Origin of the sequence: Acinetobacter nosocomialis NIPH 2119, from assembly GCF_000368085.1 — a bacterium.
Lineage (GTDB): Bacteria > Pseudomonadota > Gammaproteobacteria > Pseudomonadales > Moraxellaceae > Acinetobacter > Acinetobacter nosocomialis.
Genome location: NZ_KB849239.1, coordinates 1,154,893 through 1,172,611 on the forward strand (window position 1 = coordinate 1,154,893; position 17,719 = coordinate 1,172,611).

Consider the following 17,719-nt stretch of genomic DNA (forward strand, 5'->3'; position numbering starts at 1 on the left):
TATTTACTCCTTAATACTTATAACGTGCTGATTTAAACAATACCCGTTACGGTAAAGACCGTAATCACCACAAATACTGCTAATGTTTTAATTACCGTAACTGCAAATATATCTTTATACGATTGTTTATGGGTTAAACCTGTAACAGCGAGTAAAGTAATGACAGCACCATTGTGCGGTAAGGTATCCATACCACCTGACGCCATCGCAACTACACGGTGCATAACTTCTGGTGGAATACCCACAGCTAAAATCGCGGCGTTATAATGTTCAGCCATCGCACTTAAAGCGATACTCATACCACCAGAAGCTGAACCGGTAATACCTGCTAAAACAGTTGTCGTCACCGCCCCATTTACTAAAGGATTTGTAAAAGTACTACTCATTGCATGACTAATCATCGCAAAACCCGGTAATGACGCAATAATGGCACCGAAACCGTACTCAGAAGCCGTATTCATTACGGCTAAAAGTGAGCCACCAATACTCGCATTAATACCTTCTTTAAAGTTGGTTACTACACGTTGGTAATCAAACAAAATTGCAGTAATAATCCCGACAATCAGCGCAAGTCCAACCGCCCATATCGCACCAGTTTTCGCAACATCTACGGTGTAATCAGCTAGACCAACTGAGGCAAAATCAAAGCCATTTGGATACCATTCTTTGATTGCTTTAGATAAATATTTGTTCATTACTGCAACAAGAATGAGCGGTACAAATGCTAGAAACTGACGAGCCGAACTTCCATTATTTTGCAAGTTCATATCAGCTTCAACTTCTTGAGACGGTGTATTGTCTATACCAAAACTAGAGAATCCTTCGCCAGCTTTTGCAGCAGCGCGGCGACGCCATTCTAAGTAACTTAAACCCATGCATAGAACAAAAATAGCACCAATAATTCCTAAGAAAGGTGCGGCATAAATATTGGTACCAAAAAAAGTGGTAGGAATTACGTTCTGGATTTGTGGTGTACCTGGCAATGCATCCATAGTGAATGTAAATGCACCAAGCGCGATGGTTCCCGGAATTAAACGTTTTGGAATATTAGCTTGTCTAAATAGCTGGTTGGCAAACGGATAAATGGCAAATACAGCAACAAATAAACTAACACCGCTGTAGGTTAAAATTGCACCTAGTAATACAACCGTTAAAATTGCTTTTTTTGCGCCAATCCATCTCACAATGGTTCGAGCGATAGACTCAGCAATCCCTGACATTTCAACGACTTTACCAAAAATTGCCCCGAGCAAAAACACAAGAAAGTAATCTTTAATAAAGTTCACCATTTTGGGCATAAAGACACCCGAATAAAACGGTAAAACATTGGCTGGATTAATGAGTAAAACTGCAAGTAAGGCACAAATTGGTGCCATGAGAATGACAGAAAAACCCTTGTAAGCTGTATACATTAACAGCCCAAGCGAAAGTAGAATTACAAATAATTCCCACATATATTCTTTCTCCCTAAAGAATAGATATTAGGTTCAATAAAATTACCAAAAGATATTTAGGTTATCCCAAACCTAAAATGATAAAAATCACAATATCTACGATTGGTAATAGATAAATGAGCTTAAAAATAAAATATCACTAAAATATTTAAAAACAATGTAATTTATTTAAATTTTAAAATATCAATAAAATACAGGTATTTATATAAATTTTCTAGTAAAACAAATTATTTAAAAGCCATTATTAATTTATAAAACTTATTAATTATTGAGTAAATCAAATTAATAATTTCATATTATTTAGTAAAGACAATTAAATAATATATTTTTTAAAATAATTTAGTAGATATTCATAATTTAATCTTAAGGAAATAATGAGGAAGCTGTATCCTAAACATCAGATCGCTATCCTCTCTACATTAAAAATTAGTCTTTACTAATTTATTAATTTGAGTTTTTTGAGATCTATTTATAGATTGAGCTAAAGGCTTTTTAAAGAGACGGGTTCTGAAATGACTTATCAGTAAGAATGAAAAACAAACATAAACACATAAAAATTTAATGAATGGTCATATTTTTTTATGAATAAATTAGGGTCTAATTATAGCAAAGGCGTTAAAATATAAAACTTTAATTACTGCGACCAACCTACGAGTCCAATAAAGATGAAGAAAAAGATATTGTTTACAGGAAGTATATTGCTGACTTCTCTATCTGCCTCAGCTACACCATTAAAGTTACCTGATGACTGGACGCAAAATACTCAGCCATTCCAAATTACTGAAAATATATACTATGTAGGTACTCACGGTCTTGGAACCTATTTATTGACCTCTGATCATCAAGCTTTATTGATAGATACAGGTCTTCCGGAAAATACAGAGCAAATAGAGCAGAATATTAAAAAATTGGGTTTTAAGTTATCAGATGTAAAAATTATGGTTACAAGCCATGCTCATTGGGACCATGTAGGTGCACTTGCCCGCATTAAACAAGACACTGGCGCCAAATTAATTGCTATGCAGCAGGATGTTCGAGCTTTAGAAATAGGAAAACCAATAGGTGAAAACACCTTCCAAAGTATTCCTTTTACTCCAGTTAAAGTTGATAAAGTCATTCACGATGGAGAAGTAGTTAAACTAGGGAAATTAAAACTAAAAGCTACTCTTACCCCAGGCCATACTCCGGGTTGTACAACTTGGTCAACTGAAGTTAAATCTAATGGTAAGAACCTAAATGTTGTTTTCCCTTGCAGTCTCTCTGTTGCTGGCAATGTTTTACAAAATAATCATCAATATCCAAATATTGTAGAAGATTATCGTCAGAGTTTTAAGCGTTTAAAAAATATGAAAGCAGACATTGTGCTTACTAGCCATCCAGAAGTTGCAGATGTTATGGGAAATAAAGCGCGCAAAGATGCAGGTCAAGTTAATGCATTTATTCAACCAGAAAAACTTTCTGCTATTGTAAAAGATGCAGAAATGGCATTTGAAAAATCATTAGTTAGTAGTAAGCCATAAATGTAAAATAGTACTATTTATATTTAATATAAATTTAAAAGCCCTGATTGTGCAGGGCTTTTTTAGAAACTTTAATATCATCACCCTTCAACATTTTCTTTTTGGATATATATCCAATCAAAAAATATATTTTTGGTTAAACTTGATATTGATCCGCTTTCAAATTGGGTTGATCTACAAGTAATTCAATAAAAGATGGGATTGAATTAGTATTAAGTAAATACGGATTAAACTCATCAACATGATGATGAAAAAAGAAATCTTTTATTTTGGTATTTATAGGCGCAAATTTCATACTCCAATGTTTAAATAACCGCTGTTCGGACGGTTCCAAAAAGATGATTTCGCAGTTTTGATGTCTCGAATCTTTCAAAATTGATTTATAAAATAGCGTCTCAACTTGTTCTTTCTCCCCTTCTAAGTATTGTAAGAAGTATCCATTACCATAGTAAAGCACACCAGTAATGTCATTTTGAGAGTTGAATTTGACTGCTTCTGTGAGGATATCAATTAAATCTTGTTTTATTTGACTATGTTCACTATTGGTTTTACTTGCATACATAAAGCCTATTAAACTCATAGCGATAACTCGAAGATAAATGTCAACGTGCATTCTGACACTTAGATATAAGCCTTACAATGCAACCTACTTAAAACCTTGTATTTCAAGAGTAAAGATTATTATCATTTTGAAAATGACAAACTTTAACAAGCAGAAATGTTTTGTAAATGAATGCCAACCTAATCAATTAACCAGAAAATCTTATTTCAAGTACACTTAAAACCTGTTTTTTAATTTGTGGCGGTCTAATGGAGAACCATGAAATTATTCTTCAAGACGAACACCATAAACAGCTTAAGATTGTCAAAGTTCAAGATGTTCGTTTTGATACTCATACACTGAACCATAGCTACCAATGGTTATGGGTATTTGATCATAGCTCAGAATTTTTTCCATTTGAGCTGTGGGATCAACTCGACAGTGCAACCGTCCATCAAAAAATAAAGCTGAATAATCAGGTCTTTAAGATTATTAAGATTTTGACAAAGAAAACCAAATTAAGATATTCATGATCAAAACTTTCTTTAACTAATTTTAATTAATAGAGTAGCTCCCGAAAGTGAGCTTTTCAAAACTTTGTCTAGTGTAAAATTATTAATTTAGCGTACGTAATTATGGTGTAACCATTAAGCCAGTGAGAGCTCCTTCTGGACTTAAAAAACCATTAACTGATTGTCCCCACAGAACACAGCTGCTTGATCAGACGATAAAGAAAATTTTATTTATAGGAATTTTCACCAAAAATATTCCGTAGATAACGGACTGGAGTAGTACCTGTATGTTGGCGGAAAAAAACGATAAATGTACTCTCACTGACAAATTCTAATTGCTGCGCTACCTCACTTATTTGTCTTCCTTTTGCTAGCATTTTCATCGCTCTTAATAATCTCCATTGCTGTCTCCAGTTTTGATAATTCATTCCTGTATCACGAATGAATATTCGGCTAATAGTGCGCTCACAAGCACCTACTATCTGAGCTAGTTGGCCTAACCGTGGAGGTAGTTCACCAAAACGGACATGCTCTAACCACGATTCTAGACGAGCATCTGATGGATATATTAATTGCCAATTTTCACTTCGTTTGGCTGGACAGGATTATTATTAGCAATCTCATCTCTTATGGGTAGTTTATTAAATCGAAAACTACTTGCCTCAAATATTGAACCAGAAATATTGGTAAGACATGCTTGTCACATCGCAATGTTATCAAGCATGATTGCTTGGATATTACAAACAACCGTATGGATCTTGATTCCGATGGCCGGAGTCGTTCTAGCCTACGGTATTGCCATCCCAAACATACTTAGTCAGGCACTCTGTCATTATCGAGAACAAGCAGGTAAAGCTAGTGCGTTATTCGGCTTAACGTATTATTTATTGTTGGGTTGTATGCTTGGACTGGCTGGGCTAGTACAACAATTGGGCCTTGTTCTTACAGTCTGTGCATCGTTAGCGTTATTTCTGCAGTCAAAAGTCGAGTTAATTGAAATATTTGACTAGATATAATCATTTATTTTTTAGATCTAAAGTATATCTATTGAAAGCATTCTTGTATGGACTCTAATATGAGTAATATAAGTTTAAAACACTATGAAAGCATTGAGCGTACTTATTTCAAATTCTGTATAGCTTAAATTTTTTAAATTCAACTTTTGGTTTACAAGCTATGAAATCTTTGGATCTTACTCGCTTTGATCTTAATCTTCTGGTTGTACTTGAAGCTTTATGGAATGAAAGACACGTTGGTCGTGCGGCAGAAAGCTTGCATATAACACAATCTGCAACTAGCCATGCTTTATCAAGGCTACGTAATACTCTAGAGGACCCTTTATTCATTCGTAACCCTAAAGGAATAGAGCCTACTCCACTAACAGTTGAATTAATGCCACAAGTAAAAACAGCTCTTGAATTAATAAGACAAGTTGCTACTCCTAGAGGGCAATTCGATCCCATGAACTTAAAGAGGCCCCTTGTACTGGCAGTTACTGACCATGCAATATTAACAGTTATCAATCCTGCATTTGCTCAGCTTCAGAAGGCTGCTCCTGATATAGTTTTGAAGTTAAAACAAGCTAATACTGAATCAGCTTTAAGCATGTTAGATAATGGAGATATTGATATTGTAATTGGCTCAGGATCTTTTTTTCAAATCCCCCAGCGTTTAGATTGCCAATTTGTCCATCAAGAAAGATTTGTAGGGATTGCTCGTAAAAATCACCCAGCTTTAATCAAACGCGACAATAAAAAGTACATAGATATCAATAACTTTGTCAAGTTTTCGCATATCTTAGTCTCACCAAATGGAGATATACGAGGAATTGTAGATGAAGTACTAAAAACTCATAACCTTACACGCAAAATTAGCGTAATTTGCCCTAGTTTTTTGGCTGTACCATTCTTAGTTGGTAGTTCAGATTCAATAGCAGTAATAGCTGAGCGAGTAGCATTAAAATTACAAGAGACTGCTCAATTGAGCATTTTTGAGCTACCTTTGGTATTACCAACTTGGGAGGTTTATATTATTCGATCGAGAGATAGGATTAATGAACCTATGATCGAATGGATTACAAACACACTAATATCAGCACAATCAGCCATTTAAAAAATTCTTTTTTTAGTTATTAATTTTATGCATGCATTCAATGAATGAATGCCATTAGAGATCATAATTTCAGCTGATTAGAATCACTCTAATACGATTATATAAATTATTGGAGTAATTCATGAATAACCAGCCAACCCTAGTCATGATTCCATGCTTCTCAGGAGCAGCATGGCAACTTAATCAACTTACTGAATTAAAAAATTATAATATGCGCACTTTTTGTTTACCGAATGATATTAATAAAATAGAAGAATTAGCTGATTTCATTATGGACCAAGTAATAGATCTAGATAATTACGTTTTAGTTGGTGATTCTTATGGTGCTATAGCAGCAATTGCTGTTGCAATACGTCAACCAAAAGGTTTAACAGGTTTGGTCATTTCTGGCGGTTTTGCTAAAAGTCCGATTACTTCTCCACTACTCAAATTTTTATCAATGCTTGCCCCTTTCTTTTCAGGTCCATTTTATCGACAACTAACACTTCGATTTCATTCTGCACAGCTCGCTTCATCTTTTGATAAAGAGGGAGAAATACCCTGGTCAACAAATCTAAGTAGAGATTTATTTATTAAATCCACGCCTCACAAAGCGTATATCAATCGTATTCAATCAATTGAAGAAATCAACTATATACCTCTCTTAGGAAACATTTTAGTACCCACATTAATTCTTACACCTGATGAAGACAAACTGATTGGAGAAGAAGCTTCTAAAACTCTTTTAAAGAATATTAAAAACTCAGAAGAAGTCATTATCAAGCGTACGGGTCATATGTTTCGATTTTCACATCCTTTCAAATACTCTCTTGAAATAAAAAAATTCTTGAAAAAATATCAAATGTAAATATTTAAAAGAAAGCCCTTCAAAGGGCTTCGACACATAAATCTTGCATACTTAGTATTAATAATATTAGTGGTATATCTTAATGAGCATATACAGAAAGCTAAAATCCTCGTTAGAAAATTAGCTTTAATATCTGTTCTTTACCATCCTACAATTTGTTCTCTATCAAGTAAGTACGTGATTTTTATTTTTCATAATTTTTTGTCAAAAAACATCATATTAGGCAAATTTTCGTATAAATTACTCTTCTAGGTAAGTTGAGTAATTTAAAGGAAAGAAATGACGCTTAAACAACTAAAAGCTTTTTTAGCCCTTGCACGTACACTCAACTATGCCAATGCTTCTTTAGAGTTACATTTAAGCCAATCAGCTTTAAGTCTCACCATCAAAAGTTTAGAAGAAGAGTTAGGCGGTAAACTGTTTAACCGTAATACACGCCGTGTTGAGCTTACCCAAGAAGGCAAATCTCTCATTCCCTATGCAAAAAAATTACTCGCCAATTGGGATGAAATGGAAAATGATGTCAAACAACGCTTTAAGCTTAATCGGGGAACTTTAAGTATTGCATCTATGCCCTTTGTGACTCACGCAATTTTGCCTGAAGTAATTCACCAGTTTTTAGCTGTTCACCCCAATCTTAATTTTTCAATTCACGATATTCCAAATGAGACCATTATAGAAAAAGTTCAGGATGGTATTTTTGAGCTTGGTATTTGTTTTGAACCAGATCTCACCGAAGGCTTAGAGTTCAAGCCTCTGTTTGAAGAAGATTTCTTGGCTCTATTGCCAAAGACTCATCCACTCGCTCAATCATCTTCTATTACATGGCATGAGCTTTGTTCAAACCCATTTGTGACCTTACAGAAACCTTCAATTGTTCGATATTTAGTTGAGCAAAATTGTTTGCGAAATAATATAACGCTCGATTTAAAAGTGGAATGTCATCAAATTTCATCTCTTTCAAGTTTTGTTGCTTATGGAATTGGAGTAAGTGCAATTCCAAGACATTTTGCCAAACACATTGATAAAGAACATAACGTACTGATAGATTTAAAAGATGAAGCCATTCATAAAACAGTAGGAATTGTTTATAAAAAGAACTTTGAAATTTCAAATATTTCTGCTCAATTTATTGAAGCACTGGTTCAATATAAATTTTAAAAAATTAAATACTGTATTTTAGGATGAGTTTCGCTCATGTTTAATATAAATTAATTAATAATGATACTTTTCAATAAATTAAAATTATTTTTTAAAGTTTTTTACATAGTCCGAAAATGATCTTTTGTTATAAATTTGATACCATTCATTGATTATACTTATTAATCCTTTAAAAAAATTAACTTCTATAACGCAAATTGTGATGCTAAAACTAAACTACTAAGGGATATAGGAAAACAACAGAATGAATAAAGTTTATGACAATGCAGAGGCAGCACTGAAAGATGTTATTGCAGATAATCAAACACTTGCTGTAGGCGGTTTTGGTTTATGCGGAATTCCTGAAAAACTGATTATTGCAGTTAAGCAAAGTGGCGTGACTGGTCTCACATGTATTTCTAATAATGCAGGTGTAGATGATTTTGGTTTAGGTATTTTGCTTCAAACCAAACAGATCAAAAAAATGATCTCTTCTTATGTGGGTGAAAATAAAGAATTCGAGCGCCAATATTTAAATGGTGAACTAGAAGTTGAACTAACTCCACAAGGTACCTTAGCTGAAAAGTTACGTGCAGGAGGCGCTGGAATTCCTGCGTTTTACACACAAACTGGCGTAGGTACCCTCATTGCGGAAGGTAAAGAAGAACGTACTTTTCATGGCAAAAACTACATTCTAGAAGAATCGTTAACAGCAGATGTGGCTCTTGTTAAAGCATATAAAGCTGACAAAGCAGGTAATTTAGTTTTTCGTAAAACTGCTCAGAATTTTAACCCTGAATGTGCAATGGCTGGAAAAATTACAATTGCGGAAGTTGAACAGGTGGTTGAAATTGGTGAATTGGATCCGGATGAAATCCACTTGCCGGGTATCTATGTAAACCGCATCGTATTAAATGCATCACCTGAAAAACGCATTGAGCATAAAACTTTAAGCACGGAGGCAGTATAAAATGGCTTGGTCACGTAATGAAATGGCACAACGTGCTGCAAAAGAACTTGAAGATGGTTTTTATGTCAATTTAGGTATTGGCTTACCTACCCTTGTTGCCAATTATATTCCTGAAAATATTAATGTTTGGCTTCAATCTGAAAATGGCTTATTAGGTATTGGTGAGTTTCCAACCGAAGAAACTGTTGATGCCGATTTAATTAACGCCGGGAAACAAACGGTTACTGCCCGCCCTGGTGCAGCATTTTTCTCAAGCTCAGAATCTTTTGCCATGATTCGTGGTGGCCATGTCAACATTGCAATTTTAGGTGCAATGGAAGTTTCTGAAAAAGGTGACTTAGCGAACTGGATGATTCCGGGTAAGAAAGTCAAAGGTATGGGCGGTGCAATGGACTTGGTTGTTGGTGTCCAAAAAGTTGTGGTTCTAATGGAACACTGTGCAAAAGACGGTACACCAAAAATCGTGAAAAGCTGTAGTTTGCCTTTAACAGGTAAAGGTGTTGTTCATCGCGTGATTACAGACTTAGGTGTAATGGATATTACGCCACAAGGTGTAGAGCTCATTGAACTAGCTAAAGATGTTACGCTCGAACAAATTCAAGCTGCTACAGGTGTTGAGTTTTATAAAAACTTAGTTGCGTAAATTCTAAGATTTAGTTAGCTGTACAAGACTCAAGTTAGTAAGTGAGCTTGGGTCTTAACCCTTTTAAGCACCGGATGTGCTGTTTATAAATAAGAACGAGAAGGATTTTTCAGTTATGGAAAAACAGCAAGGAATTTTTGAAAGATTTGCGCTTCGGATTAGTGACTGGTCTGAAAAATGGTTTCCTGATTCATATATTTTTGCTCTGCTTGGCGTCATTATTGTCTCTGTCGCTGCTTTAGCTATTGGCGCCCCAATCCACGATGTGGCCACTTCATTTGGTAATGGCTTCTGGAGTCTTATTCCCTTTACCCTGCAAATGACAATGCTCATTATTGTAGGTTATGTCGTTTCTGTATCTAAGCCCGTTAAATACCTCATCCAAAAAATGGCACGTATTCCAAATTCTGGACGTGGTGCTATTGTCTTAGTTGCAACTGTAAGCTTATTAATTTCTCTGATGAATTGGGCTGTTAGTACAATTCTTACTGCACTTTTAGTAATTGCATTAGCAAAACGTAAAGAGCTGAATATGGATTATCGTGCTGCTGCGGCAGCCGCAATCATTGGTATGGGAGCAACTTGGGCGCTTGGAATTAGTTCATCAGCAGCACAGCTTCAGGCAAATAAAACCAGTTTACCTGAATCAATTTATAACCTAACTGGTGTTATTCCATTTACCGAAACTATTTTCCTTTGGCAATCAATTGCGATGACGATTATTTTGGTGATTGTTTCAATCGCCATTGCGTATTGGTCAGCGCCCAAAGGCAATAACGTTAAAACAATTGATAGTTTTGATGTGCAGTTTGAAGAAGACAAACCACATGAGGAGAAATCAACGCGCCCAGGCGACTGGTTAGAAAACTCACCTATTTTAACGATTATTGTGGTGGCTTTAGGCTTAATCTGGATGTTTTTTGAGTTTTCAAAAAGTAATCCAATCATTGCCATTTCAAGTCTCAACACCTACAACTTCGTGTTTTTAATGCTTGGGTTAGCTTTACATGGTACACCACGGAACTTTTTAAATGCTGTTGCAAAAGCAGTTCCGGCAGTATCGGGAATCTTAATCCAATTTCCACTTTACGGAAGTATCGCCTTTATTATGACCCAAGCTTTAAACAGTCAGGATTTATCACTATCACATTACGTTGCCGAGTTTTTCGTTTCAATCGCATCAAAAGAAACCTTTGCGATTGTAATGGGAGTTTACTCTGCGGTACTTGGATTCTTTGTACCGTCAGGTGGTGGAAAATGGATTATTGAAGCCCCATATGTTATGCAAGCAGCAAATGATTTAAAGGTTCATTTGGGCTGGTCTGTACAAATTTATAATGCAGCCGAAGCTTTACCAAACTTAATCAATCCATTTTTTATGCTTCCAATGTTAGGCATTTTAAAACTAAAAGCAAAAGATGTGATTGGTTTTACAGTGACTCAGCTCGTTGTGCATTTTCCTTTAGTTTTATTCTTGCTGTGGTTCTTTGGTAGAACGCTCAGCTATACCCCTCCAACTTTTTAATTTAGTGGCGCCTTTAGTTTAGGCTAAAGGCAAATTTAGCAAATACACCAATAAGAGATATTAAGATGAGTTCAATTGTTATAGTTTCAGGTAGCCGTACTGCAATGGGTGGTTTTCAGGGTAGTTTATCTTCTCTAACTGCTCCAGAACTTGGCGCTGCTGTCATCCGTGAATCGATCCAACGTGCAGGTGTTAAGCCTGAACAAGTAGATGAAGTAATTTTTGGTTGTGTACTCAGTGCAGGTATTGGTCAAGGTCCTGCTCGTCAAGCCATGCGTAAAGCTGGTGTGCCTGATCATGTCGGAGCTGTGACCATTAATAAACTTTGTGGCTCTGCAATGAAAGCGGTGTTAATGGCATCAGATACCTTAAAAGCAGGCAGTGCCAATATTATTGTGGCTGGCGGGATGGAATCTATGACAAATGCACCTTATATTTTGCCTAAAGCTCGCGGTGGTTATCGTATGGGACACGGTGAAATTAAGGACCATATGTTTTTAGATGGCCTTGAAGATGCAGAAACAGGTCGTTTAATGGGTTCTTTTGCGCAAGACATGGCAAACACCAAAGGCTTTACCCGTGAGCAAATGGATGACTTTGCAATTTCTTCACTTAAAAAAGCGCAAACTGCGATTACGGAAGGTTATTTCAAAGAAGAGATTGTTCCTGTTGAAGTAAAAACCCGCAAAGGTGTTGAAGTTGTTGATCAAGATGAGCAACCATTAAAAGCAAATCTTGAGAAAATTCCAACTTTACGCCCTGCTTTTAGCAAGGACGGTACAATTACAGCCGCTAACTCAAGCTCGATTTCTGATGGTGCTGCTGCATTAGTACTAACTACTGAAGAATATGCTCAAAGCCATGGGTTAAATACCTTAGCAAAAATTGTGGCAACTTCGACGCACTCTCAGCATCCAAGCGAATTCACAATTGCTCCAATTAGTGCAATTCAGAAAGTACTTGAGCGTGCTGGTTGGTCTGTTGATGAAGTAGATGCTTGGGAAATTAATGAGGCTTTTGCAATGGTGGCAATGGCACCAATTCATGAGCTAGGTATTGATGAAGCTAAAGTAAACGTCCATGGTGGTGCATGTGCATTAGGCCATCCAATTGGCGCTACAGGTTCAAGAATTATCCTTTCTCTTATTTATGCATTAAAACGCTTAGGTAAAAAGAAAGGCGTTGCGGCTCTATGTATTGGTGGTGGTGAAGCAACAGCCGTTGCGATTGAAATTTAATTCAAAATTAAAAGAAGATGTAAGGATTTTTCTTACATCTTCTTTTTTATAAGTAAAATTCCTAAACTGTTTTAAATAGCTCATAACAAGTTTGACGGAACCATTTATGGCTACTCTTATGGTGACAAGACATATGCCAATGTTGCTTAACGTCATAAGTTGGAAAATCAAGCGGTGCAGGTAAAATTTGTAAGTTCTCTCTAACCAATAAAACTTGGCTTAAATAATATGGAACAGTGGCAATCGCATCTGTTTCCTGAACGACTAGACCTACACCTAAGTAACTTGGTAAACGAATTAAAATATTTCGATCCAACCCTTTATTTTGTAGTTCATTTTTAATGTGATAATGCCCAATACCTGCATCAATATCGATATGATATTCGCGCATGTAATCTTCTAAAGTAAAATTATTTGGGTCTAAACGCGGATGGCTTTTTGAGCTAATCACAACATAGTGTTGACGAAAAAACTTCTGCTGATAAAAACCTTCTTCTAATTGTGGTAAGAAACCTATCGCCAAATCAATTTCACCATTTGCCATTTGATAGCTGGTTTCTGGCGTAATAGGTCTAATATTTAAACGGATGAGAGGTGCTTTTTCTTTTAAATAGTTGGTTAACTGAGGCAGTAAAACTAAATGTGATACATCAGTCATTGCAATCGTAAACAGCTGGTCTGATGTCAATGGATCAAAGTTCACATTAAAGTTATTAATACTTTCAACTTTATCAATAACTTCACTAATCAGAGGAAAAATCTGCTTCGCCAGTTCGGTCGGAATCATTTCATTGCCGACTCGAATAAACAAAGGATCATTAAAATGTTGACGAATTTTGTTTAGACCGTTACTTACACTCGGCTGTGTTAGACCAATAGCATCTGCAGCCATTGAAACACTTTTGAACCGATAAATATGATAAAAAATATTTAATAATCTACTGTCTAGATCAAACAAAATTGTCTCCGCTTGGATTTAATAATCCATTGAAATAAGTTCAAAAGCAGTTATAAATGATAGAAAAATTCTTCTACCCTACTTTTGACTTATTGAATTTTACTCTAAATTAGCAAAGAATTCAGACGAGGGGCAATGCTTTATCATGCCTTTCATCATAAAGACCCAAGCATAATCTACTTATTTGCTTAATTTATATATAAATATCGTGTACTTCACCCTTTGAATGAGTATGCGTTATAGTTCTTGCTGGGCTTTAAAACCATTCCATATTTGTTGTACCGATTTATTATCACTCAAATTATTTTTGAAAATATAAATATCTTGAGCAAGGCAATATTCTTGCTGATCTAAAATAACCAATTTCCCAGCTGCAAGGTCTTCTTCAACATTAATTTTCGGAATCCAAGCAACCCCTAGACCTTGTAAAACCAGCTCTTTTAAATTGGTGGCATTATCAGTTTCATATAACGTTTTATATACGAGCTTACCTTCAATAAGTTGGTCCACTAATTTTCTTAAGTATGCGTGTTTACTATACGCTAGTAGAGCAAAGTTACTTTGTATTGTATGTTTTGGGCTATGGTCGGGTTCAGTTGCAGAAACCGGTACAATGACCGTTTCAGCAATTTTAATACCACTTAAAATATCATCTCCAACTTTTCTAATATTACTTTTATCTGCATAGCAAATCATGAAATCACAGGCGCCTTCTTTTAACAAAGATAGGCCTTCTCCACTATTCGTTGCGACAATTTCAATTTTTAAATCACGAATAAGAGTAGGAAATTTCTTTAAAAATGTTGTTAAAAAACCTGAAGCTAATGAGTGAACTACACAGAAACGAATGGTAGATTCAGTCTCATTCTTAATATTTTTAATAAGTTTTGCGGTCTCCTCTACCTGTTTTTCAATATTCTTAGACATCACTAATAAAATTCGACCAATGTCTGTAAATTCGATGTTGTTTTTGTTGTTCCTAATAATGACTTCAGCACCAATCATTTCTTCAATTTGTTGAATTCTTCGAGTAAATGCAGACTGGCTAATAAATCTTTTCTCGGCTGCTTTCGAAATCGAACGTTCACGTTCTAATGTGAGGAGATCCTCTACCCAACGGACTTCTAAATTCATCTTATCTATTCCCTTTTAGATTTGTAATTTTATTAATTGATATTTTTGGGAAGAAGCATAAATAAATTTAGGGATGAGAAAGAATGATAAAACATAGGGAGTACCTGCAAAAATGCGAGAAGTGAAAGGACAAAGCCAATCTATAAAATTAAGTATTTAATAATTCTGACATAGAAAAGAAGATAAGAAAATAATAGGTTTTGTTTTCACGAGACAAGAGATGAACATAAGTACAGTTCAGCTAAAAAAATTATTTAAATCAATCGATAAAAACCCATCATAAAATTAAATAAGTGATCTTAACAAGATAACTTTTAGAAATAAGCACGAAATTCTATTCGTACATTTTAATGATAAAAAAAGTCCGCACCTTGGGGAAGAATGCGGACTGTAAACTGTTTCAATAACCAATCTCTAGGTTATTGATTGAATTTTAAGAATCTTAAATTAATACACTATTCCACTATAAAAAGTATCTAAAAAATCTAGTTTTAGATTCTTTCTCACTTCATCTAATCATCAAAAAAGAGAATTATTATTTACTCTTACAATGATTTGGTAAGGTAATAATTGATAAGTAAATGATTACCTTACCTCATTTCAGGATTTAAGCAGTATTAATAATTAATTGTATTTCATACAATATTTAAGGTAAGTATAAATTAATAAGATAATCCCGACTATTATACTAAAGTATCTATAGACTGACAGGGAGTACATTAATTCATCAGTAAGAGCGATAATTCATCCACATAATGATCTATAGAAAATGAACTAATATTCACCAATTAAGTAGTATAACTTTCTTGAAATTTCAACCATCATGTTTGAAGTATATTGGCTGATTTCAAATATCTGTTTTTTCTGTGGGTTAAATACCATATTGTCTTTTTCATCACTAAAAAAAACATAAGTTGTGTATTTATCCATGTGATGAATATGCTCTTTCAAGCTTAGTTTTTCACCAGAGTTAGGGTCATATGCAATAAACTTCATTCTCATGCATTTGTCTCTTTACAGCGCTGACATCTTAATAAAATTTCAGTCAAAAGATTATTTAATAGATAATAATCTTTATTACCTCAATTACTTATACGATGCAGTAGGAATATTTTGTTTTGCTTTTTGAATAGATAACTCAGCATTCTTAATCGATTGCTCAGCTTCTTTAAGCATGTGTGAACTTTTGGTTTCAGTTTTTTCTTCATTTCCTATAAGGAGATAGCAAGTAAAACTTCCCAATATTAGTAAGGCACCAATTACTTTTAACATAAACTTAATAAATCAAAATTTTCTGTATTATAAGTATTTTTATGTGAAATGCATCACAATTTTATTAAAATTTATTAAACTAAACTCATTATTTCTTTATATAAATTAATTTTCACATGAAAATTCAAATAATTTAATAACGTTCCTGAATAAAAATCATTATTTAGTTCGCTTCAAATTTTTTAATTTACTTAATTCTTGTTGAGCAACTCACTCTAAAGAAATTATACAAGCAATTGAATATATTAAATTTTGTAAGATATATAGCTTCCAAGACTCATCAACTATTCAATATTCATTTTAGTGTAATTCAGTTTTTGATATGCAAAAAATGCATAATTACTTTAATAAATGCATTAGAAGTGAAGCATTTCGAATTCTAAGATGAATCATCTTTAATGAATCGAAGTTTAATGATGAACGCAGATATTACTACCCGTATTGAGAAGGATCTTATTGGTCATAGAGAAATCAACAATGATCATTATTACGGAGTTCAAACATTACGTGCTTTAGAAAATTTCAACTTAACAAATAGCAAAGTTGGAAATTTTCCTAACTTAATTAAAGCATTAGCTATGGTTAAGCTTGCCTGTGCTGAAGCAAACTATAATCTTAAAAACTTAGATCAAACTAAATTTGAAGCGATCGAATACAGCTGTAATCAGCTTATTCGTGGAAACTTCCATGACCAGTTCCCAATCGACATGATGCAAGGCGGTGCTGGTACTTCAACCAATATGAATGCAAATGAAGTATTGGCAAACGTTGCTTTAGAATATATGGGACATTCTAAAGGTCAATATCAGTACTTACATCCAAATAACGACATTAACATGTCACAGTCAACAAATGACGTATACCCTACTGCAATCCGTTTAGGTTTGTTACTTAGCCTAGATGAGTTAAATCTTCCATTTAACAATTTGATTCTTAGCTTCCTAAATAAGTCTCAAGAGTTTGCACACATTTTAAAAATGGGACGTACTCAATTACAAGATGCTGTGCCTATGACATTAGGTCAAGAGTTTGGTGCTTTTGCGGTAACTCTACAAAAAGACCTTGAGCAAATTAATACGCTTATTCCAAATGTTTTAGCTTATATGAACCTTGGCGGTACAGCGATTGGTACAGGAATTACCACTGAATATAGTTACCGTGAACTCGCGATTCAAGCACTTGGAAAAATTTCTGGTAAGAAAATTAAGTCAGCTCCAGATCTAATCGAAGCAACTTCAGATATGGGTGACTTTGTTCTTTTATCTGGTTTATTAAAACGTACTGCAACTAAACTTTCAAAAATTGCCAATGACTTGCGTTTACTTTCAAGTGGTCCACGTACTGGCATTAATGAAATTAACTTAGAAGCACGTCAACCGGGTAGCTCGATCATGCCAGGTAAAGTAAACCCAGTTATTCCTGAAGCAATGAATCTTGCTTGCTTCCAGATTATTGCAAATGATTTGGCTGTAACTTTAGCTGCTGAAGCTGGTCAATTACAGTTAAATGCAATGGAACCACTTATTGCATTCAAACTATTTGAATCGATGGACTTACTTGGTAAAGCAATGGCAATGTTCCAAAGTAAATGTATTGATACGATTACGGCCAACCCTGAGCACTGTAAAGTTTTAGTTGAAAACTCAATTGGTATTGTGACTGCACTTAACCCATACCTAGGTTATGAAACTACAACTCGTATTGCTAAAACAGCAAATGAAACTGGGCAAAGTGTATTGGCTCTAGTTCAGAATGAAGGTTTATTATCAGCACAAGTGCTTGATGATATCTTGTCGATTAATAATATGGTTAAACCAAAAATGTCGGCTTAATTCCTGAAATAAAAAAGGAGC

The 17,719-nt window shown here is 34.6% G+C and carries 17 protein-coding genes and 1 pseudogene; 11 read left to right on the forward strand and 7 right to left on the reverse strand.

All coding sequences use genetic code 11. From position 1 onward, the window contains the following. Window positions 1–32: 32 nt before the first annotated feature. A complete protein-coding gene (locus F984_RS09410) occupies window positions 33–1,454 on the reverse strand; it encodes a GntP family permease (RefSeq protein WP_004708841.1) in 1,422 nt (473 codons plus the stop codon). 665 nt (window positions 1,455–2,119) lie between these two features. Between F984_RS09410 and bla the strand changes: the two genes are divergently transcribed. Then, complete coding sequence (gene bla / locus F984_RS09415; protein ID WP_029771699.1) at window positions 2,120–2,974, forward strand: putative subclass B3 metallo-beta-lactamase; 855 nt, start codon at window positions 2,120–2,122, stop codon at window positions 2,972–2,974. A gap of 136 nt (window positions 2,975–3,110) precedes the next feature. Here the strand turns inward: bla and F984_RS09420 are convergent, their stop codons facing one another. Further along, window positions 3,111–3,554: a BLUF domain-containing protein gene (locus F984_RS09420; RefSeq protein ID WP_004708845.1), complete on the reverse strand. Its 444-nt coding sequence runs from the start codon at window positions 3,552–3,554 to the stop codon at window positions 3,111–3,113. A gap of 230 nt (window positions 3,555–3,784) precedes the next feature. On the opposite strand from F984_RS09420, the gene F984_RS09425 reads away from it, so the two are divergent. Continuing rightward, window positions 3,785–4,048 carry a hypothetical protein gene (locus F984_RS09425; protein ID WP_002049812.1) on the forward strand — a complete coding sequence of 88 codons (264 nt, stop codon included), beginning with the start codon at window positions 3,785–3,787 and terminating at the stop codon, window positions 4,046–4,048. Between the two features lie 206 nt (window positions 4,049–4,254). Here F984_RS09425 and F984_RS22375 read toward each other — a convergent pair. Continuing rightward, window positions 4,255–4,623 (reverse strand): annotated as a pseudogene (locus tag F984_RS22375) (helix-turn-helix domain-containing protein); the annotation flags it as partial. On the opposite strand from F984_RS22375, the gene F984_RS09435 reads away from it, so the two are divergent. The 8 genes from F984_RS09435 (at window position 4,600) to F984_RS09470 (ending at window position 12,502) form a co-directional block, all read left to right on the forward strand. Continuing rightward, on the forward strand, window positions 4,600–5,037 hold the full coding sequence (locus F984_RS09435) for an MFS transporter (protein ID WP_025469303.1): 438 nt from the start codon (window positions 4,600–4,602) through the stop codon (window positions 5,035–5,037). The pseudogene F984_RS22375 and the gene F984_RS09435 overlap by 24 nt on opposite strands. Before the next feature lie 166 nt (window positions 5,038–5,203). Next, a complete protein-coding gene (locus F984_RS09440; protein ID WP_004708850.1) occupies window positions 5,204–6,139 on the forward strand; it encodes a LysR family transcriptional regulator in 936 nt (311 codons plus the stop codon). A gap of 121 nt (window positions 6,140–6,260) precedes the next feature. Then, window positions 6,261–6,986, forward strand: a complete 726-nt coding sequence (locus F984_RS09445) for an alpha/beta hydrolase (protein ID WP_004708852.1) — start codon at window positions 6,261–6,263, stop codon at window positions 6,984–6,986. 279 nt (window positions 6,987–7,265) lie between these two features. After that, window positions 7,266–8,147 (forward strand): LysR family transcriptional regulator, encoded by an 882-nt coding sequence (locus F984_RS09450; RefSeq protein ID WP_002050110.1) that lies wholly within the window; start codon window positions 7,266–7,268, stop codon window positions 8,145–8,147. 244 nt (window positions 8,148–8,391) lie between these two features. Continuing rightward, window positions 8,392–9,096: a CoA transferase subunit A gene (locus F984_RS09455; protein ID WP_004708854.1), complete on the forward strand. Its 705-nt coding sequence runs from the start codon at window positions 8,392–8,394 to the stop codon at window positions 9,094–9,096. 1 nt (window position 9,097) lies between these two features. Further along, complete coding sequence (locus F984_RS09460; RefSeq protein WP_004708855.1) at window positions 9,098–9,739, forward strand: 3-oxoacid CoA-transferase subunit B; 642 nt, start codon at window positions 9,098–9,100, stop codon at window positions 9,737–9,739. Window positions 9,740–9,854: 115 nt separating this feature from the next. Further along, window positions 9,855–11,264: a short-chain fatty acid transporter gene (locus tag F984_RS09465; RefSeq protein ID WP_004708858.1), complete on the forward strand. Its 1,410-nt coding sequence runs from the start codon at window positions 9,855–9,857 to the stop codon at window positions 11,262–11,264. A gap of 65 nt (window positions 11,265–11,329) precedes the next feature. After that, window positions 11,330–12,502: a thiolase family protein gene (locus F984_RS09470; RefSeq protein WP_000095311.1), complete on the forward strand. Its 1,173-nt coding sequence runs from the start codon at window positions 11,330–11,332 to the stop codon at window positions 12,500–12,502. A gap of 61 nt (window positions 12,503–12,563) precedes the next feature. Here the strand turns inward: F984_RS09470 and F984_RS09475 are convergent, their stop codons facing one another. The 4 genes from F984_RS09475 to F984_RS09490 all read right to left on the reverse strand — a co-directional run bounded on the left by F984_RS09475 (window position 12,564) and on the right by F984_RS09490 (window position 15,866). Next, window positions 12,564–13,460: a LysR family transcriptional regulator gene (locus tag F984_RS09475; protein ID WP_004708860.1), complete on the reverse strand. Its 897-nt coding sequence runs from the start codon at window positions 13,458–13,460 to the stop codon at window positions 12,564–12,566. A 237-nt stretch (window positions 13,461–13,697) separates the two neighbouring features. After that, the gene (locus tag F984_RS09480; RefSeq protein ID WP_002050172.1) at window positions 13,698–14,594 is read right to left on the reverse strand and encodes a LysR substrate-binding domain-containing protein; all 897 of its coding nucleotides are present in this window, start codon (window positions 14,592–14,594) and stop codon (window positions 13,698–13,700) included. 774 nt (window positions 14,595–15,368) lie between these two features. Continuing rightward, window positions 15,369–15,590, reverse strand: a complete 222-nt coding sequence (locus tag F984_RS09485) for a hypothetical protein (RefSeq protein ID WP_000668585.1) — start codon at window positions 15,588–15,590, stop codon at window positions 15,369–15,371. A gap of 90 nt (window positions 15,591–15,680) precedes the next feature. Further along, window positions 15,681–15,866 carry a hypothetical protein gene (locus F984_RS09490; RefSeq protein ID WP_004708863.1) on the reverse strand — a complete coding sequence of 62 codons (186 nt, stop codon included), beginning with the start codon at window positions 15,864–15,866 and terminating at the stop codon, window positions 15,681–15,683. 413 nt (window positions 15,867–16,279) lie between these two features. On the opposite strand from F984_RS09490, the gene F984_RS09495 reads away from it, so the two are divergent. After that, window positions 16,280–17,698: an aspartate ammonia-lyase gene (locus F984_RS09495; protein ID WP_004708866.1), complete on the forward strand. Its 1,419-nt coding sequence runs from the start codon at window positions 16,280–16,282 to the stop codon at window positions 17,696–17,698. Window positions 17,699–17,719: the final 21 nt, after the last annotated feature.

Coding starts and splice junctions, on each gene's coding strand:
- bla (WP_029771699.1), top strand. CDS start 2,120: ATGAAGAAAAAGATATTGTTTACAGGAAGTATATTGCTGACTTCTCTA.
- F984_RS09420 (WP_004708845.1), bottom strand. CDS start 3,554: ATGAGTTTAATAGGCTTTATGTATGCAAGTAAAACCAATAGTGAACAT.
- F984_RS09440 (WP_004708850.1), top strand. CDS start 5,204: ATGAAATCTTTGGATCTTACTCGCTTTGATCTTAATCTTCTGGTTGTA.
- F984_RS09485 (WP_000668585.1), bottom strand. CDS start 15,590: ATGAAGTTTATTGCATATGACCCTAACTCTGGTGAAAAACTAAGCTTG.
- F984_RS09410 (WP_004708841.1), bottom strand. CDS start 1,454: ATGTGGGAATTATTTGTAATTCTACTTTCGCTTGGGCTGTTAATGTAT.
- F984_RS09465 (WP_004708858.1), top strand. CDS start 9,855: ATGGAAAAACAGCAAGGAATTTTTGAAAGATTTGCGCTTCGGATTAGT.
- F984_RS09495 (WP_004708866.1), top strand. CDS start 16,280: ATGATGAACGCAGATATTACTACCCGTATTGAGAAGGATCTTATTGGT.
- F984_RS09480 (WP_002050172.1), bottom strand. CDS start 14,594: ATGAATTTAGAAGTCCGTTGGGTAGAGGATCTCCTCACATTAGAACGT.
- F984_RS09425 (WP_002049812.1), top strand. CDS start 3,785: ATGGAGAACCATGAAATTATTCTTCAAGACGAACACCATAAACAGCTT.
- F984_RS09470 (WP_000095311.1), top strand. CDS start 11,330: ATGAGTTCAATTGTTATAGTTTCAGGTAGCCGTACTGCAATGGGTGGT.
- F984_RS09450 (WP_002050110.1), top strand. CDS start 7,266: ATGACGCTTAAACAACTAAAAGCTTTTTTAGCCCTTGCACGTACACTC.
- F984_RS09445 (WP_004708852.1), top strand. CDS start 6,261: ATGAATAACCAGCCAACCCTAGTCATGATTCCATGCTTCTCAGGAGCA.
- F984_RS09460 (WP_004708855.1), top strand. CDS start 9,098: ATGGCTTGGTCACGTAATGAAATGGCACAACGTGCTGCAAAAGAACTT.
- F984_RS09490 (WP_004708863.1), bottom strand. CDS start 15,866: ATGTTAAAAGTAATTGGTGCCTTACTAATATTGGGAAGTTTTACTTGC.
- F984_RS09455 (WP_004708854.1), top strand. CDS start 8,392: ATGAATAAAGTTTATGACAATGCAGAGGCAGCACTGAAAGATGTTATT.